Here is a 2,303-nt window from a genome sequence, read left to right as displayed (position 1 = left end):
AGCCGAGCCAGCCGGAGAACACGATCGCGCCGAGCAGACCGGCCCAGACGATCGGCACGGCCGCCGCGCCGACCCCGAGGACCGAGAGCGCCCGGCTCGCGAGCGCGTCGCGCCGGTAGGCGGTGAGGATGCCGAGGGGGAGGGCGATGAGCAGCGCGATGAGCAGCGAGTAGATCGTCAGCGGGACGGTGACCTGGGCCTTCTGCGCGAGCTCGCCCGCGATCGGGCTGCCGGAGACGATCGAGCGCCCGAGGTCGCCGGTGAAGATCCCGCCGATCCAATCGGTGTACTGCAGGAGCATCGGCCGGTCGAGGCCGAGCTGGGCGCGCAGCTCGGCGATCCGCTGCGGGGATGCGGTCGTGCCGCCGATGACCTGCGCGACATCGCCGGGCAGCAGGCGCAGCGCGGCGAAGATGATGAGGCTCGCCAGGAAGAGCCCCGCGGTGAGCGTCACGGCCCGGATGGCGAGGAAGCGGCTCACACCTCGATCCTACTTATCGTCGGCATTCTGCGCGGTACTCCTTGCCGTCAACCGGCGTCGGCAACGCGCCGCGACTTCCTGAGCGGGGCTTCCTCTCGTCATCCTGCGACCCCGAAGGGGATCGCAGGATCCACCTGCGCAGCGTCCTGAGTCTGCGCAGCGTCAGAGAACTGCACAGCGTCAGCTATTCTTCGAGAATTTCGCCGACGCCGTGCAGATTTCTCACCGAAGGTCGGTCCGAAGCCGCGCGATCGCGCGTCAGTCGACCGTGACGCCCTCGAGGCTGATCCGCGAGTTCGTGTTGCTCGCGGGGAAGCCGTGGACGTGCACGCCGATGGCGTTGGTCGGCGTGTAGTTGATCAACCACTTCGCGGGGGCGTCCTCCGCCACGACGCGGGCGGCCTGCCGCACCAGGTCGACGGCCTCCGCCGGGTCGGTGCTGGCGACGGAGCTCTCGAAGAGCGCCTTCGCCTCGGCGTTCACCGCGCCGAAGTAGTAGCCCTCGGTCACGTAGTTCACGAAGTCGTTCGCCTCGGCGTGGTTGATGTAGCTGAGGTCGAAATCACGGGGGCTGCCGTCCTCGGGCGCCGAGTAGACGTCGCTCAGCCAGGTCGCGAACTCCACCTCGTCGATCGTGAGGGTCACGCCGATGGCCTGGAAGTCGGAGACGATCTGATTCGCGGCGTCGGCGGGGTAGAAGTTGGGCAGGGTGAGCGTGAGCTCCAGATCCTCGACTCCGGCCTCCTCGAGCAGCGCCTCGGCGCCCTCCGGGTCGTAGGCGTTGATGGAGGAGAGATCCTCGTATGCCGGCTCGATGTCGGTGATCGGGCCGCCGAGCGCCTTGCCGTCGCCGTAGAAGGCGGCGATGATCGCGTCGCCGTCGACGGCCTTCGAGAGCGCCGTGCGCACGCGCACGTCGTCGAGCGGCGCCTTCGCCGAGTTGTAGGCGAGGGTGAAGACATCGGTGCTGTCGGCGTGCTCGAGCGCGAAGTCGGCATTGCCCTCGAGCTGCTCGACGAGGCTCGAGGCGACCGGAGCCAGCACGTCGACGTCGCCCTCGGCGGCGGCGTTCACCGCGGCGTTGGCGTCGGTGAAGTAGCGCCAGATCACGCGGTCGAGCGCGGGCGCCTCCCCCCAGTAGTCGGCGTTCTTCACGAAGGCGATGCTGTCGCCCTGCTTCCAGTCCTCGAGCAGGTAGGGGCCGGTGCCGTTCGCGGTGTTCGCAAGATCGCCGGTGTAGGCCGTCTCGAAGACGAGCCCCGGCCGGTTCGCGAGGTGCCAGAGGAGCTGGCTGTTCGGCTGCTCGAGCGCGATCTCGACGGTGCGCTCGTCGGGCGACGAGACCGCCGCCGGTGCTCCGAGCAGGGCCTCGGTGAGCGTCGCGGTCAGCGAGTCGACGACGTCCTGCGCGCCGAGCGCGTTGCCCGAGCCGAAGCTCACGCCCTCGCGCAGGGTGAACGTGTAGGTCAGGCCGTCGTCGGAGACGGTGGGCAGCGCCTCGGCGAGCACGGGCACGAAGTCCGACACCGAGCCGGGGGCGAGCCCGACGAGGCCCTGGTAGATGTTGTCGATCAGGATCTGGTCGAGTGCGACGCCGCCGGTGCTGCGGATGTCGAGGTTCGTCGGCTCGAGCTGCAGCCCGATCGTGAGCTCGCTCGGGCCGGCAGCCGGTGCGCCGCCGCCCGAGGGCTGCGACCTGTCGCCGTCGCCCTGGTTGAGCACGAGCGCCAGCACGGCGATGACGGCGGCGACGACGACGATGCCGACGACGATGAGGATCCTGCCGGCCGATCGGCTGCGCCGACGATATGCGGGCGCGCCG

Annotated in this window: 1 protein-coding gene and 1 pseudogene; both read right to left on the bottom strand. The window is 69.7% G+C overall.

All coding sequences use genetic code 11. The features are described from left to right. A pseudogene (locus ACFPZL_RS12465) lies at window positions 1-481 on the bottom strand (ABC transporter permease); the annotation flags it as partial. Window positions 482-739: 258 nt separating this feature from the next. Continuing rightward, on the bottom strand, window positions 740-2,303 hold a 1,564-nt coding region (locus ACFPZL_RS12460; protein ID WP_382335667.1), incomplete at its 5' end, for an ABC transporter substrate-binding protein.

It is taken from the genome of Leucobacter soli (assembly GCF_042659205.1).
Lineage (GTDB): Bacteria > Actinomycetota > Actinomycetes > Actinomycetales > Microbacteriaceae > Leucobacter > Leucobacter soli.
The sequence above is the reverse complement of the archived record's forward strand: the minus strand, read 5'-3'. Positions and strand labels throughout refer to the sequence as shown.